The following is a 14,255-nucleotide window of genomic DNA, read 5'->3' on the forward strand; positions in this document are numbered from 1 at the left end:
ATGCTGAAGGGCAAGCAGACTTGGTGGTTCAACAATAAACCGGTCATTATCGGCGCTGCAACGGTCGTAGGGCCGGACGAAGGCGACGGACCGCTTGCAGACGACTTTGACCTGGTTCATCCGCAGCTGGATATGCAGCAAAAAAGCTGGGAGAAGGCGGAACGGCTGCTGATGGAGCAGGCTGCGGAGTTTGCTATTCAAAATGCGGGCATTCAAAAAAGCCAGCTCGAATTTTATTTCGGCGGCGATTTGTTGAACCAAATCATAAGCAGCAGCTTTGCCGCCCGTTCGCTGGGCGTTCCGTACCTCGGCATGTTTGGCGCTTGCTCGACATCAATGGAGACGCTGGCGGCAGCCTCCATGCTGGTTGATTCCGGGTCGGCCAATTATGTGATGGCCGGTGTGTGCAGCCACAACTGCACGGCGGAGAAGCAGTTTCGATATCCGACGGAATACGGCTCGCAGAAGCCGCCTACTGCGCAATATACCGTAACGGGAGCGGGAGCGGCAATCGTTGCGGCGTCCGGGAACGGCCCCGTTGTGGAATGCGCTACCATCGGCAAAGTAATCGACCTTGGCATTAAAGATCCGTTTAATATGGGAGCAGCGATGGCACCGGCCGCGGTAGACACGATTACTGCCCATTTTAATGATACGGGCCGTTCGCCCAAAGATTATGACTTAATTGTAACGGGCGACTTGGCCAGCGTCGGCCATCCGATTGCAAAGGAGCTGCTGCAGCGGGATGGCGTCAAGATGGAAGATACCATCTTTAAAGATTGCGGCTTGATGGTCTATGACATCAATAAACAGAAGGTACAAGCCGGCGGCAGCGGCTGCGCCTGCTCGGCGGTTGTCACGTACGGGCACTTGCTGAAGAAGCTTCGCAGCGGCGAGTTGAACCGGATTCTTGTTGCGGCAACCGGAGCGCTGCTGTCGCCGCTTTCTTTCCAGCAGGGCGAAAGCATTCCATGTATCGCGCATGCGGTTGCGATAAGCGGAAAGGGGTAATGAAACGATGCAATTTTTATGGGCTTTTGTTATTGGCGGTGCGATATGCGTAGTCGGCCAGCTTATGTTTGACGTGCTCAAGCTGACGCCGGCGCATACGATGGCTACTCTTGTTGTAATCGGAGCGATTGTGGACGGCTTGGGCTGGTACGAGCCGCTTGTCGCTTTTGCAGGAGCAGGGGCAACCGTGCCGATTACAAGTTTCGGCAATTCGCTTGTGCACGGCGCGCTGACCGAACTGCACGACAGCGGCTGGATCGGCGTCATTTCAGGCATATTTAAGGTCACAAGCGCCGGCGTCTCGGCAGCGATCATTTTCTCGTTTTTAGCTGCGCTGGTCGTTCGGCCAAAAGGTTAATTGCATACCGGCAAAAGGTGGAGAGTCCTGTGGGATTCTCCAATTTTTTTTGGCGGCCAAACATTTGTTAATCCTACACAGCTACTGTAAAATAGTAGTAATCGCCTATCTTTATTACTTTATTTTCAGGAGGTTACTACAATGGATACCCGTCTGATGCAATTATGTTCTTCTATCCTGCAAAATCTGGAATCTTGCATATTAGGCAAGCAAGAAGAGATCGAACGCCTCCTGATCTCCATTCTGGCCGGAGGCCATGTCCTGCTTGAAGACGTCCCGGGCACGGGCAAAACGCAGCTTGTTAAAGCGCTGTCTCGAACGATCGGCGGACAGTTCAGGCGTATTCAATGCAACCCGGACTTATTACCTACCGATATTACCGGCGTGTCGATTTATCATCCGAAACAAGAAACGTTTATTTTCCGTCCGGGTCCGGTAATGGCCAATATATTGTTAGCTGACGAAATTAACCGCGCCACGACCAAAACGCAATCCGCCTTGCTGGAAGCGATGGAGGAAGGCAAAGTAACGGTCGACGGGGAAACGTACGATCTTCCTGATCCTTTTATTTTGCTTGCTACTCAAAACCCGATTGAATTCGAAGGCACGTATTTGCTTCCTGAAGCCCAGCTCGACCGGTTTATGATGAAGCTGTCGCTTGGCTACCCGAGCGAACTGGATGAATTCCGCATGATTATGAACGGCGGGCAAGGCCAGCCGTCGGATTTCGTGAAGACGATCGCCTCTATTGAGGATATCCGGGCGATCCGGGAAGAAGTATTAAACGTTCATATCGACGATGCGGTGGCTAATTATTTGGTGCAGATCGTACGCGGAACGCGTGAACATGGAAGCGTACTCATCGGAGCCAGCCCGCGGGCGGCTATTGCGTTGTCTAAAGCGGCCAAAGCTTCCGCTTATTTGCATTACCGTTCCTTCGTGACGCCGGATGATGTAAAGAAGCTTGCCCCATACGTGCTGAGCCACCGGCTGTTGCTGCACACGGAAGCGCGCATGAACAGCGTAAAGGCATCCGATATTGTGTCCTCCGTTCTGGAGCGGACAAAGGTGCCGGTTCGGCTGGAGCGATAAGCGATGAGGAAAGTAAATCCGGTTCATATGCGCTGGCGTCTTGTTGCGGCTATTTATGCAGTCAGCTTGTTGTACGTATTGTTCCAGGGCGGCAGAACTTCGCTGATGCTGTTTATGATTTTAAACCTGCTGCTCTTCTATTTGCTGCTTGGCAGATGGAGCGGCATTGCAGGCGTACAAGGCAGCCGCTCTGTCAAAAGCGAAGAATCCGCCGCTGGCGAACGTTCGTTATTTGCAGGCCACAGATTGCATGTCAAGCTGCAGATTAAAGTTCCCGGCATTTATCCTATCCCGTATGTAATTGTCCGTGACCGGCTCGTCCGCCATAACGGGCAGCATTTAGAATTTGACGGTTCCTTTATATTGGACTGGCGGCGGACCGGCGAGCTTGCATATGAGACGCCTCCGCTTCCAAGGGGCGAATACCGGTTTGAACAAACGGTTTGCTCGACGTATGATATTTTTGGTTTGTTTAAGCATGAAGGCATTTTCGAATCCGCAGGCAACGTTACGATTTTACCGCAAGTGGTGCCGCTCCGACGATGGCAAGGCATACAGCGCGGCGCGCGCGGGCCGTTCTCGCATGCGATCGCCCCGCGTTCCTCCAAGGAGACGACACAAATTAACGGTGTGCGCGAATACTTATATGGCGACCGGTTATCCCGCGTCCACTGGAATGCAACGGCCAAGACCGGCGACTGGAAATCCAAAGAATTCGAGCGGGAGTCGCTACCCCGTACGATGATCATATTGGACCGGTACGCAGGGGCGTATCCGGCCAGCAAGCCGGAGCTGTTCGAACTCGCGGTGTCCATTGCCGCATCGCTTGCGGACAGCGGGCTGAAAGGGGACACCGTTATGGGGCTGCTGTCCGCGGGCGACAAGCCCGTCATCGTGCAGCCTAAGCCGGGAGTGGACCAGCGCAGCATGGTCATGAAGCATTTGACTAACGTTGACGCTGATGCCAGCCGCAGGCTGTACGCTGCGCTCCAGGCGTCCGAATCGCTGCTCGATGCCGGCACCTTCACGGTATTGATAACAGCTGACGAGATGAAAAATGTACTGCCTTGCATGGAATGGCTGAACCGCCAAGGCATGTCGCCATGTTTGCTGCATATTGCAGCGGATGGGGGACGGCTGAAAGAACGCAGTACGAAAAAATGAGAGGCAGAGGCTGGCCGGTGTTTTCAATCAGCCAGCTGCAGGATTTGCCGAAGCTGCTCGAAGGAGGCGGAGCGGCATGAGTACGGTGATGGCGTCATCAGCGCAGCAGGCAGCGGGAACGGCATTAGCCAAAGGCAAACGGATTGTATGGTACGACAAGCTCTCCAAACTACTTGTAGCCATTATATTATGGCAGTCGTTATCCGTATTTGATGGCTACTGGTGGAAAGAAACGATGCTGATCGCCAGCCTTTCCATACTAAGCAGCGCTGTTATTGAGATCGCGGTCCCTGGCGGACGGCGAGTATGGAAATTAATTTTGCAGGTTCTCATCTCTCTTCTTATTATCGTTCTGATTGCAGATGCTTATCACGATATTACCTGGCTTTCGGCCGATGAGCTTGGCGGGCGGGGAGAATGGCTGCATATCCATTTGTCCCAGCTGAGCAGCTTTATCTGGATTTGCGCTTCCTTAATTATCATTTATACGCTGTTTGTTTATTGGGTGTCGTATCCTTCCAGCAAATTCGGCATTATAGCGGCATCACTGACGACGTTAACCGTTACCGACTCGTTTACCCCGGTATGGCTTTGGGATAACGTGGCGTGGGTTGTGCTGGTCGGCTTAATTTGGCTCGTCGCCAGCCATTTGGCCCGTTTTCAGCGGCATCATCCGTCAAGCTGGAAAGAGCTGCTGGAATATCCGTTCCAGCTGTTTGCCCCGATGTCGGTTATTTTGGCGGTGCTGATGATCGGCGGATTGCTGATGCCAACGATATCGCCTATTCTTCAAGATCCGTATACGATTTGGAGGGAATCCAAAGGGGAGACGGTGCAAACGTTTATCGGGAATAAAGCGATCAGCAGCGTCCAGCCCGTTACGACGGCCGATACAAGCTCCGGGTATTCGCGGAGCGACAGCAAGCTTGGCGGAGGTTTTAATTTTGACTACTCGCCGGTCATGGAAGTGACATCCTCTCAGCGCAGTTACTGGCGGGGAGAAACCAAAGATGTTTACACCGGAACCGGCTGGGATGAATCTGATGACAAAAAAGGGATTGCGGTTACTCCGCATCAACCGTTTTCGTCCAATGAGAACAGAAGCCTTGCTGCCACTGCGCCCGTTGAACAGACAGTCAGAATGATAAGGGCGGACCAGTATCCGGTGCTGTTTGGCGCTGCCACAATAGCTAAAGTGAATTGGGTCAATAACAGCGAATCCATCTCCAAACTTCCGATGGACTGGTATCCGGACCAATCCGAGCTTCGCCTCGACAAAAACTCGGAATATCCGTTAACGTACTCCATTGAATCGGATGTGATTGTGTTGGACGAAGACGCCATCCGGCAAACACATGCCGGATGGGGCAGCCAGTCCGATAATGCCCGGAATGCGGTATATTTGCAACTGCCGGGCAAGCTTCCGTCCCGCGTAGCCGAGCTGGCGAAGCAGATTACGGATCCTGCCGCCAACGATTACGACAAAGCCAGGCTGCTGGAGCATTATTTGCAAACGGCTTATCCGTACACCAACCATCCGGATTTAAGCAAGGTGGCATCAGGCTCCAGCCATGACTTTGTTGACCAGTTCCTGTTTGAGCTGAAGGAAGGTTATTGCGACTATTTCTCTACGGCCATGGCGGTTATGGCGAGGTCGGTTGGTCTGCCGTCTCGCTGGGTGAAAGGATTTGCGCCCGGCGCTTTGCCGGCTAGTCCCGGTTACAGCGGGGTGCCTGGCGAAGAACCGGTGCCGATGCTTAATCCGGACGGTACCGGCACGTATACGGTTCGGAACTCGGACGCCCATTCTTGGGTGGAAATTTATTTTGACGGCTTCGGCTGGATTCCGTTTGAGCCGACATCCGGTTTCTCGTTCCCTTATTCGGTTGCCGAGAGCAAAGATACGCCAGATGTGCCAGTCCAGCCGGACCTTTCCGACGACCAGACTGAGCAGCCCGGCGAGAAGGAGCAGTCAGTCTCATTCCCGTTCCGCTTGATCGGCGGCATAGCCGGCTTATTGCTGCTTGCTGCTGCTGGAGTAGTAGGATGGGTTCGCCGCCAAGCTATTGCGGATGCATGGGAAAGGTACCGATTCCGTACGTTTAGCGCCAATGACCGGATTGTATGGGAGACAGGCCGATTGCTGCGCAAATGCGAGCGCAAAGGGCTTATTCGGGCGGAGCATGAAACGCTTCGTGAAGCTATCGGCCGCTGGAGCGGGTCAAGAATCCGGCTTAACGGCGAGCTGAACGAGGTGCTGGACCGGTTTGAACTGGCCAAATACAGTCCGTTTGCCGCGACGGCGGAAGAAGCTGAATTGTTTACGGTGAAGATTAAAACGATAATTGCGGAAGTCAAATAACGGAATCTGCAACAAGCCCGGCCTATCCGCCGGGCTTGTTTTTGCTTTGCATTACCTCCTTTAGATTTCATAAAAACGGCAGGTTTCGCCCATATTACCAAATAAAGACGATTTCTGCGGATAAAGGGGATTCCTTATGAGTGAAACTTCGTGGTTTCAGGATAAAAAGCAGCGCAGGCTGCTTGTAAATGCCGGCTTCAGCTGGATGTTTGACGCAATGGATGTCGGCATGCTTTCTTTTATTGTCGCAGCGCTTGGCGCTGCCTGGAGTTTGTCCGCCAGCCAGATCGGTTCCATATCGGCCATCAACTCCATCGGCATGGCTGTTGGTGCGGCTGCGGCCGGATCGCTGGCGGATCGGATGGGCAGGCGTTCCGTTTTATTATGGACGCTTGTTATTTTTTCAATCGCGAGCGGCTTATCCGCATGGGCAACCGGATTTGTGATGCTTTGCGTGCTGCGCTTTATTGCCGGCTTTGGGCTTGGCGGAGAGCTGCCCGTCGCATCCACGCTCGTTTCGGAATCCGTTCCGGTGAAGGAAAGAGGGCGGATTATTGTGCTGCTGGAAAGCTTCTGGGCGCTTGGCTGGCTTGTCTCCGCTGTTATTTCCTATTTTATTATTCCGGATTACGGCTGGCGGGTGGCATTTATCATCGGGGCGCTGCCGGTTTTTTACGCGGTCTATTTGAGGCGCTCGATTGAGGATTCGCCCCGTTATAAGGCACAAGCCGGTCGGCGGCTGACGTTTGGTGAACGGATATCAACCGTCTGGGCGAAACAATACCGGCGCGAAACGATCGTGTTATGGATTCTATGGTTTACCGTCGTGTTTTCCTATTACGGCATGTTTCTTTGGCTGCCCAGCGTCATGGTAATCAAAGGCTTCAGCCTTGTTAAAAGCTTTCAATACGTGCTCATCATTACGCTTGCCCAGCTTCCCGGCTATTTCACAGCCGCTTATTTGATTGAGAAGCTGGGCCGCAAGTTTGTGCTTGTGCTGTATCTGCTGCTTACGGCGGCCAGCGCCTTATGGTTTGGAAACGCCAGCACCGAAGGGATGCTGCTCACGGCCGGCGCCTGCTTGTCGTTTTTTAATTTGGGGGCGTGGGGCGGCATGTACGCCTATACGCCGGAGCTGTACCCAACGCAGGTGCGGGCGACCGGCGTCGGGTTTGCCACCGCCTTTGGCCGGGTTGGCGGAGTGATTGGCCCGTACCTGGTCGGCTATTTGATTGACCGGCATACTGCTGTCTCTTCCGTATTTACCGTGTTTTTTGCAGCCATTGTGATCGGCGCGCTGGCGGTGCTCTTTTTTGGCCGCGAAACCAAAGGAATTGATCCGGATACGATCAAGAAGCCGGGGCTTGCCTAAAAGCCGTGTTCCGGCTTATTCTGGTATAAATTCCGGACAGCTAATGGTTTTTGCAACAAATTCCGTTTATATGGTAAGCTATCGTAAGGTAGCAGGTAAAAGTAGAGGGGTCAGTGGGAATGTTCGAGAGATTTATACCTAATATGCGAGTGAATTCGATATACGAAATTCCGTTGCAAGAGCTGAAGGAGCAAGGCATCCGGGGCATTATAACGGATTTGGATAATACGCTTGTCGGAGCGAAGCAAGCGCTCGCTACACCGGAGCTGACTTTGTGGCTCGATGAGGTCAGGGAGCTTGGCTTCAGCGTTGTAATCGTATCGAACAATAATGAAACGAGAGTGTCCAAATTTGCGGTTCCGCTGCAAATTCCGTATATACATGCGGCTAGAAAGCCGAGAACGGTTGCATTCAAACGCGCATTGGACGAGCTGGGCTTAAAGCCGGAGCAGACGGTCGTCATCGGGGATCAGATGATGACGGACGTATTCGGCGGCAAGCGGACCGGCTTGTTCACCATACTCGTCCTCCCTATATCGCCTGCTGATGAAGGAATAGGAACCCGCGTTAACCGCAAGCTGGAGCGTATCGTGCTCGCCCGCCTGCGGAAAAAAGGGTTATGGGTTGAGGGGGAAATGAAGTGACGGAACGACTGAAATTGCAAGAGGAGTCATGCGCCGGCTGCGGCGTGCGCTTGCAAACCGAACATCCGGACAAGCTGGGTTATGTGCCCCAGTCTGCACTGGAACGCGAACCGGTTATTTGCCAACGGTGCTTCCGGATTCGCAATTATAATGAAGCGGCATCTATAGCCGTTGACCAGGACGAGTTTTTGCGGCTGCTGGGCGGCATCGCGGCTACCAACAGTCTGGTCGTCCATATTGTCGACCTGTTTGACTTTGAAGGCAGCCTCATTTCCGGGCTGCAGCGTTTTGTAGGCAGCAATCCGGTGCTGCTGGTCGTCAATAAAGTGGATTTGCTGCCTAAAGCGATGAATTTGAACCGGATCCGCAACTGGGTGCAGCAGCAGGCCAAAGCGGAAGGGCTGCGAACCGTTGACGTTGTGCTGTGCAGCGCCAAGAAAAACATCGGCTTCGACCATGTGATCGAAGCATTGGACCGATACCGCGGCGATCGCGATGTCTATGTGGTTGGCGCGACCAACGTCGGCAAGTCTACGCTCATTAACAGGCTGATCCGCGATTACAGCGATATGGAAGAGGAGCTCACCACTTCCCGTTATCCGGGCACAACGCTCGATGCGATCCATATTCCGCTTGATGACGGCAAGTCGATTATTGATACGCCGGGGATCGTCTACAGCTCCCGGATGACCGAAATTGTGCCGCGCGGCTTTCTGCAGTCGCTGCTGCCGGATAAGCCGATCAAGCCGCATGTGTATCAGCTGAACGACGGCCAGACGCTGTTTATCGGCAGCTTGGCCCGGTTTGATTTTGTGGAAGGCGAACGCCAGTCGTTTACGTTTTACGTATCGAACGCGCTTAATTTGCACCGCACGAAGCTGGAGCGGGCTGAAGTACTTTATGCGGAGCATCGCGGCGGGCTGCTTGGCGGACCATCGGTCGAGCAGCTGGCGGAAATGCCGGACTGGACGCGTCATTCGCTGCGCGTAAGGCGCGGGGAGCAAAAGGATGTCTTTATTTCCGGTCTCGGCTGGATTCAAGTGAACAGCACAGCCGGCGCATTGCTGGATGTATACGCGCCAAAAGGCGTTAAAGTGCTGCTCCGCAATTCCATTATATAAAAGGAAGCCGGATTCCGCGGACGAAGGGGAGAAGAGGACGATGGCAACAGAAAGCGCAGCTGGAGCTGCACTGGCGGCCGAAGCAGGCGAGGGAATTGACAGCCATACCGTGCTGTATGGCGTCATCGGCGATCCGATCCGCCATTCGAAATCGCCGATTATGCTGAACCGGGCGTTTCGGGAAACCGGAATAAATGGCGTTTATACCGCGTTTCATATTACGGAAGACAAGCTGGCTGATTTTATCGCCGGGGTGAAAGCGATGGGGATACGCGGGGTCAACGTGACGATTCCTCATAAGCTGAATATTATGAAGCATCTGGACGAGATTGACCCGGGCGCGCTGGCGATCGGGGCAGTTAATACGATCGTTAACGATAACGGCCGGCTGACCGGCTACAACACGGATGGCGTCGGTTATGTCCGCTCCTTGAAGGAAGAAGCGATGCCGGACATCTCCGGCAAACGGGTCTTGGTCATCGGCGCAGGCGGAGCCGCGCGCGGAATTGTCTACGCGCTCGCCGGCGAGCGGCCGGAGCGCATTACAATTGCGAACCGCACGATTGACAAAGCGGAAGAGCTGGCTCGTTCCTTCAGCAGCCGCGCCGAGCTGCAGGCGATAGCAAATGACCGCCTGCAGGAAGCATGCGGCGAAGCGGACCTCGTTATTAATACCACATCGGTAGGCATGTATCCGAACGTTCAGGATACGCCGGTCGGCAAAGGCTGGATACGTGAAGGAGCCGTTGTCAGCGATTTGATTTATAATCCGTTAGTTACCCGTTTTTTGAAGGAAGCGGAGGAAAGCGGATGCCGGATTCACGGCGGTCTCGGCATGTTTGTGCATCAGGGAGCCATCGCTTTTGAATATTGGACAGGCAGGCCTGCTCCCGTTCATGCGATGCGCGAGACGGTAATGGCTTCGCTCAAGAGTTAGTATAATTCGGGGCATAAGTATATTAGGGAAAGAAAGAAGGAAATGAATAGCATGTTAACTGGCAAACAAAAAAGGTATTTGCGCTCGCTGGCGCATCACCTGACGCCTATTTTTCAAGTAGGCAAAGGCGGCACTAACGGGCATCTCATCAAGCATATTGAGGATGCCATTGAAGTGCGCGAGCTTATTAAAGTATCGGTACTGAACAACTGTCTGGATGATCCGAAGGAAATTGGCCAGGAACTGGCACAAGAATCCCGTTCCGAGCTCGTTCAAGTGATCGGCAAAACGATTGTGTTATATAAAGAATCCAAAGACAACAAAAAAATCGAGCTGCCTGCAAAGGCGTAACGAAGGAAGATAAACGACAGGAGGCGCTGCGCAAGTGGCTGCCATTGGCATCATGGGCGGAACCTTTGATCCTATTCATATCGGGCATTTGATTGCAGCAGAGACGGCCCGCGATACATGCGGTCTGGACGAAATATGGTTTATTCCGTCCTATTTGCCTCCGCTAAAGGACAATGAACCAGGCGTGGAAAGTCTGATCCGGTATGAAATGGTCCAGGAAGCCGTCAAAACCAATCCTTTGTATCAGGCTCTGGATATCGAGCTCGTGCGCGGCGGCACGAGCTATTCTTACGATACGGCGCGGCAGTTGACCGAGCAGTATCCGGAGCATGACTTCTATTATATTATCGGTTCCGACCGGATTAATGATTTGCCGAAGTGGCACCGGATCGAGGAACTGTCCGCTTTGGTCGGCTTTATCGGGCTGGAGCGGCCGGATACGCCGATCCGGCTTGAAGGGCTGCCCGGTTATTTGAACCACAGGCTAAGGCTGGCGAATATGCCGCCGATCGGCATTTCATCTACAGACATCCGCGAGCGCTTGAAGGCGGGGCAGTCGATCCGGTATCTCGTCCCGGATAACGTGCATGAGCTGATAAGGAGGAATGGCTGGTATGAATCGTGAGCAAATGATCGAATCGGTCCGTTCGCAAATGCCGGAAAAAAGATGGCGCCATACAGAGGGCGTAATGGCGACAGCTGTAACGCTTGCTGAACGTTATGGCGAAGATCCGGCGAAGGCGGAGCTGGCCGCTATTTTGCATGATGTGGCCAAATATTGGCCAACAAGCCGTATGGAGCAGATTATAGTGGAGCAGCACATGCCGAAGGAGCTGCTTTTGTACGACAAGGAGCTTTGGCATGCGCCGGTTGGCGCTTGGGCTGCGGAGCACGACTACGGCGTAACCGATGCCGAAGTGCTGGATGCGATCCGGTATCATACGTCGGGCCGGAGGCAGATGACGAAGCTGGACAAAATTGTCTGCCTGGCGGACTATATGGAGCCCGGCCGCGAGTTTCCGGGGGTGGACCGTATTCGTGAGCTAAGCGAACAAAGTCTGGATAAGGCGCTGCTTGCCGGGTTTGATTCAACGATCGGGTTTTTGCTAGAAAAAGGAAGAAGGATATTTCCGCTGACGGTAGAAGCGCGCAACGGATTAATTGAAGAGATCAATGAAGGAGGCTGAGCGATGACGGTAAATTCGGAAAAATTGCTTGAATTGACGGTTGCTGCGGCAGAAGATAAAAAGGCACATGAGCTTGTAGCTTTAAATTTGAAAGAAATTTCACTGGTGGCGGATTATTTCGTCATTTGCCACGGTAATTCCGATACGCAGGTGCAGGCGATTGCGACGGCAATCCGCAAGCAAGCCGATGAGCTTGGCGTGCGCATCCGCGGCATAGAAGGAATGGATACGGCCCGCTGGGTTCTGATTGACCTGGGCGATGTCATTGTACATGTATTCCACCGGGATGAAAGAGAATATTATGGCATCGAGCGCTTGTGGTCGGATGCGAAAGTTGTGGAATTCGCATGAGTTTGACCGCAGGAATGGTGCACAAGCTGCAGGTGGCCCGCGAGGTGCCGCCTAACGGCTATTTTTTGACGGACGGGGAGTCCGACGTGCTGCTGCACTACAGCGAAATCGTTGGCGAACGGCCTAAGCCGGGCGATATGGTGGAAGTGTTTATTTTTCACGATACGGAGGACCGTATCGCTTCCACGATGAAACGCCCGTATTTGATGCTGGGCGAGCTTGCCCGGCTGAAAGTAGCGGATATTCATCCGCGCCTTGGCTGCTTTCTGGAGATGGGGCTGGGGCGTCAGCTGCTGCTGCCTGTATCGGAGCTGCCGGAGCGGATTGAATACCGCCCGCTTGTCGGCGACGAAGTGTTTGTTATTTTGGCCCATGACAAAGCAGGCCGCATGATTGCCAAGCTGGCGCGCGAGGACGATCTTGCGGGCCTTGTATTTCGTGCGCCTTCCACCTGGAACAACCAGTGGGTCGAAGGCTGGGTGACGAAGTCGCTGCAGATGGGCTCGTTTGTGCTGGTGGACGGCGGCGTGATCGGGTTTGGCGCGTACGGCTTTATTCCGAGTGCAGAACGCTCGCATCCGCTGCGCCTCGGCGAACGGGTGAAAGCGAGAGTGACGTTTATCCGCGAGGAAGACGGAAGGATCAACCTGTCGATGTCGAAGCGGAAGGAAGTTGGCCGCGTAGAAGATTCGGACGCGATATTTGCTTTCCTGAAGGCGCGCCCGAACGGCAGCATGCCTTATTCGGATGAGACGCCGGCTGAGGTCGTCAAGCAAAAGTTCGGCATCAGCAAATCGGCCTTTAAACGTGCGCTAGGCAAGCTGATGAAGGACGGCCTTGTAGAGCAAAAAGGCAGCTGGACAACGTTGACGGAACAAGGCGAAGCGAAGGAAGTGTCTGCAGAGGCAAGCGAGCTGGCGGCCGATCCGGCGGGCTTTGGCGCAGGTGCAGGCGGTACAGCCGCTGCCGAGGGAGCGTGGCTGCAGCGCCATGACGGCGCCGGCCGCCGCCGCGACAACCAGCCCGGCGGCCGGTACGGCAGCCGCGGCGCAGGAGCAGGAGCGAGCCGCCGCGAAGGCGAAAGCGGCGGCAGCCGGTATGGCAGCCGCGGCGCAGGAGCGGGAGCTGGCCGCCGCGAAGGCGAAAGCGGCGGCAGCCGGTATGGCAGCCGCGGCGCAGGAGCGGGAGCTGGCCGCCGCGAAGGCGAAAGCGGCGGCAGCCGGTATGGCAGCCGCGGCGCAGGAGCGGGAGCTGGCCGCCGCGAAGGCGAAAGCGGCGGCAGCCGGTATGGCAGCCGCGGCGCAGGAGCGGGAGCTGGCCGCCGCGAAGGCGAAAGCGGCGGCAGCCGGTATGGCAGCCGCGGCGCAGGAGCGGGAGCTGGCCGCCGCGAAGGCGAAGGCGGCAGCCGGTATGGCAGCCGCGGCGCAGGAGCAGGAGCTGGCCGCCGCGAAGGCGAAGGGCCGGAGCGGGGCGACCGCCGATGAGCTCCTACGGGCAGTTTGCACTTGTATACGACCGGCTGATGGCAGATATGCCTTACCCGGAATGGCTTCGTTTTGCCGAGTTGTGCTGGGAACGCTACGGCAAACCGGAGACGGTTGTTGACTTAGGCTGCGGCACAGGCAGCTTGTCCATTCCGCTCGCGCTGAAGGGCTACCACGTGTATGGCATCGACTTGTCGTCCGATATGCTGACGGTTGCCCGCAGCAAGTGGGAGGAATCACCGCAAAATGCCATGCGGCCAGGAACTGGTTCCGTTCAGTGGCTGCATCAGGACATGTGCGAATGGGAGCTGCTGGAGCCGGCAGATTCGGTTATTTCGTTTTGCGACTGCGTCAATTATTTGATCGAAGAAGAAGAGGTGGAGGCGGCATTTCGCGCCACCTTTAACGGGCTGCGCCCCGGCGGGTTGTTTTTGTTTGACGTACATCCGCCAAGCACGCTGGTTCGTTATGCAGAAGAGCAGCCCTTTTATTTGGACGAGCAGGACGTTGCTTACATATGGACAAGCGATTTGGACGAGGAGCGCTGCGAGATCGAGCATAACCTGACGATTTTTTCGCGCGAAAAAGACGGCCGTTTCATCCGGTTTGAGGAAACGCATGTACAACGCGCCTATGACGCGGATTGGATTGAGCAGGCACTCCGGAGGGCAGGCTTTACACAAGTGGACCGGTATGCCGATTTTCAGCTTCGCCAGCCGGCGGAACAATCCGAACGGCTGTTTTTTGCCGCAGTAAAATAAGCGCTGGTGCTGTAAAGCCGGTTTGACCAGCGCCAACAAAAGCCCTTGCGTATGAGCGCA

14 protein-coding genes and 1 pseudogene are annotated in these 14,255 nt (G+C 54.8%); all 15 read left to right on the forward strand.

Features of this window, described 5'->3' with window-relative positions; translation table 11 throughout:
* Window positions 1-1,011 carry a stage V sporulation protein AD gene (spoVAD, locus tag ET464_RS01775; RefSeq protein ID WP_129437729.1) on the forward strand — a complete coding sequence of 337 codons (1,011 nt, stop codon included), beginning with the start codon at window positions 1-3 and terminating at the stop codon, window positions 1,009-1,011.
* A 7-nt stretch (window positions 1,012-1,018) separates the two neighbouring features.
* On the forward strand, window positions 1,019-1,369 hold the full coding sequence (gene spoVAE / locus ET464_RS01780) for a stage V sporulation protein AE (protein ID WP_129437731.1): 351 nt from the start codon (window positions 1,019-1,021) through the stop codon (window positions 1,367-1,369).
* 141 nt (window positions 1,370-1,510) lie between these two features.
* Entirely contained in the window at window positions 1,511-2,461 is a 951-nt protein-coding gene (locus ET464_RS01785) for an AAA family ATPase (protein ID WP_129437733.1), read from the forward strand.
* Between the two features lie 3 nt (window positions 2,462-2,464).
* On the forward strand, window positions 2,465-3,625 hold the full coding sequence (locus ET464_RS01790; RefSeq protein ID WP_244226629.1) for a DUF58 domain-containing protein: 1,161 nt from the start codon (window positions 2,465-2,467) through the stop codon (window positions 3,623-3,625).
* A gap of 76 nt (window positions 3,626-3,701) precedes the next feature.
* Window positions 3,702-5,987 carry a transglutaminase TgpA family protein gene (locus ET464_RS01795; RefSeq protein ID WP_129437735.1) on the forward strand — a complete coding sequence of 762 codons (2,286 nt, stop codon included), beginning with the start codon at window positions 3,702-3,704 and terminating at the stop codon, window positions 5,985-5,987.
* Between the two features lie 136 nt (window positions 5,988-6,123).
* A complete protein-coding gene (locus ET464_RS01800) occupies window positions 6,124-7,359 on the forward strand; it encodes an MFS transporter (protein ID WP_129437737.1) in 1,236 nt (411 codons plus the stop codon).
* A gap of 119 nt (window positions 7,360-7,478) precedes the next feature.
* Complete coding sequence (locus ET464_RS01805) at window positions 7,479-8,003, forward strand: YqeG family HAD IIIA-type phosphatase (RefSeq protein WP_129437739.1); 525 nt, start codon at window positions 7,479-7,481, stop codon at window positions 8,001-8,003.
* Window positions 8,000-9,124 carry a ribosome biogenesis GTPase YqeH gene (gene yqeH / locus ET464_RS01810; RefSeq protein ID WP_208543882.1) on the forward strand — a complete coding sequence of 375 codons (1,125 nt, stop codon included), beginning with the start codon at window positions 8,000-8,002 and terminating at the stop codon, window positions 9,122-9,124. The genes ET464_RS01805 and yqeH overlap by 4 nt, the downstream gene beginning before the upstream one ends.
* Window positions 9,125-9,164: 40 nt before the next feature.
* Window positions 9,165-10,061 (forward strand): shikimate dehydrogenase, encoded by an 897-nt coding sequence (gene aroE, locus ET464_RS01815; protein ID WP_129437741.1) that lies wholly within the window; start codon window positions 9,165-9,167, stop codon window positions 10,059-10,061.
* 51 nt (window positions 10,062-10,112) lie between these two features.
* A complete protein-coding gene (yhbY, locus tag ET464_RS01820) occupies window positions 10,113-10,412 on the forward strand; it encodes a ribosome assembly RNA-binding protein YhbY (RefSeq protein WP_129437743.1) in 300 nt (99 codons plus the stop codon).
* A gap of 52 nt (window positions 10,413-10,464) precedes the next feature.
* Window positions 10,465-11,037, forward strand: a complete 573-nt coding sequence (nadD, locus tag ET464_RS01825) for a nicotinate-nucleotide adenylyltransferase (RefSeq protein WP_129443982.1) — start codon at window positions 10,465-10,467, stop codon at window positions 11,035-11,037.
* Window positions 11,027-11,599: a bis(5'-nucleosyl)-tetraphosphatase (symmetrical) YqeK gene (yqeK, locus tag ET464_RS01830; protein WP_129437745.1), complete on the forward strand. Its 573-nt coding sequence runs from the start codon at window positions 11,027-11,029 to the stop codon at window positions 11,597-11,599. Before nadD ends, yqeK begins: the two co-directional genes overlap by 11 nt.
* Before the next feature lie 3 nt (window positions 11,600-11,602).
* Window positions 11,603-11,950, forward strand: a complete 348-nt coding sequence (gene rsfS, locus ET464_RS01835) for a ribosome silencing factor (protein WP_129437747.1) — start codon at window positions 11,603-11,605, stop codon at window positions 11,948-11,950.
* A pseudogene (locus ET464_RS20135) lies at window positions 11,947-12,834 on the forward strand (CvfB family protein); the annotation flags it as partial. The gene rsfS and the pseudogene ET464_RS20135, both read left to right, overlap by 4 nt.
* Window positions 12,835-13,430: 596 nt before the next feature.
* Window positions 13,431-14,195 (forward strand): class I SAM-dependent DNA methyltransferase, encoded by a 765-nt coding sequence (locus ET464_RS01845; RefSeq protein WP_129437749.1) that lies wholly within the window; start codon window positions 13,431-13,433, stop codon window positions 14,193-14,195.
* Window positions 14,196-14,255 lie beyond the last annotated feature (60 nt).

It is taken from the genome of Paenibacillus protaetiae, from assembly GCF_004135365.1.
Lineage (GTDB): Bacteria > Bacillota > Bacilli > Paenibacillales > Paenibacillaceae > Paenibacillus_AP > Paenibacillus_AP protaetiae.

Bases quoted from the DNA above. Each gene is read 5' to 3' on its own strand.
- spoVAD (WP_129437729.1), top strand. From the start codon at position 1: ATGCTGAAGGGCAAGCAGACTTGGTGGTTCAACAATAAACCGGTCATT.
- spoVAE (WP_129437731.1), top strand. From the start codon at position 1,019: ATGCAATTTTTATGGGCTTTTGTTATTGGCGGTGCGATATGCGTAGTC.
- ET464_RS01785 (WP_129437733.1), top strand. From the start codon at position 1,511: ATGGATACCCGTCTGATGCAATTATGTTCTTCTATCCTGCAAAATCTG.
- ET464_RS01790 (WP_244226629.1), top strand. From the start codon at position 2,465: ATGAGGAAAGTAAATCCGGTTCATATGCGCTGGCGTCTTGTTGCGGCT.
- ET464_RS01795 (WP_129437735.1), top strand. From the start codon at position 3,702: ATGAGTACGGTGATGGCGTCATCAGCGCAGCAGGCAGCGGGAACGGCA.
- ET464_RS01800 (WP_129437737.1), top strand. From the start codon at position 6,124: ATGAGTGAAACTTCGTGGTTTCAGGATAAAAAGCAGCGCAGGCTGCTT.
- ET464_RS01805 (WP_129437739.1), top strand. From the start codon at position 7,479: ATGTTCGAGAGATTTATACCTAATATGCGAGTGAATTCGATATACGAA.
- aroE (WP_129437741.1), top strand. From the start codon at position 9,165: ATGGCAACAGAAAGCGCAGCTGGAGCTGCACTGGCGGCCGAAGCAGGC.
- yhbY (WP_129437743.1), top strand. From the start codon at position 10,113: ATGTTAACTGGCAAACAAAAAAGGTATTTGCGCTCGCTGGCGCATCAC.
- nadD (WP_129443982.1), top strand. From the start codon at position 10,465: ATGGGCGGAACCTTTGATCCTATTCATATCGGGCATTTGATTGCAGCA.
- yqeK (WP_129437745.1), top strand. From the start codon at position 11,027: ATGAATCGTGAGCAAATGATCGAATCGGTCCGTTCGCAAATGCCGGAA.
- rsfS (WP_129437747.1), top strand. From the start codon at position 11,603: ATGACGGTAAATTCGGAAAAATTGCTTGAATTGACGGTTGCTGCGGCA.
- ET464_RS01845 (WP_129437749.1), top strand. From the start codon at position 13,431: ATGAGCTCCTACGGGCAGTTTGCACTTGTATACGACCGGCTGATGGCA.